Annotated in this window: 1 protein-coding gene; it reads left to right on the top strand. The window is 54.5% G+C overall.

The features are described from left to right. On the top strand, positions 1-376 hold a 376-nt coding region (locus tag JAO78_RS16700), incomplete at both ends, for an Ig-like domain-containing protein (RefSeq protein WP_226752489.1).

Genomic DNA, 376 nt, shown 5'->3' with positions numbered 1-376 from the left:
TAGTTGGTCTGTCGATGTCGCCGGTAGTGATTTAGCTGCCGATACCGAATTTGATGCTGTGGTCAGTTCGTCGGATGCTGCCGGTAACACGGTTGAATCGAGCGCCACCTCCACCCATACCGTTGATCTCTCTGCCGAAGCCGGTACCGTTACGGTGAATAACATCACTGCCGATGACATCGTTAACGCCGCTGAAGCGGCCGGCACCATAGCCGTTACCGGCACGGCCTTAGGCGGCGATATTGCCCCGGGCGATGTCGTGACATTAGTGATTAACGGCACTACTTACACCACCACGGTGCAAGCAGATGGTAGTTGGAGTGTCGATGTTGACGGTAGTGATTTAGCCGCTGATACCGACTTTACTGCTGTGGTA

The organism is Alishewanella maricola (genome assembly GCF_016343785.1).
GTDB classification, from domain to species: Bacteria; Pseudomonadota; Gammaproteobacteria; order Enterobacterales; family Alteromonadaceae; genus Alishewanella; species Alishewanella maricola.
This window is presented reverse-complemented; position numbering and strand designations above follow the sequence as displayed.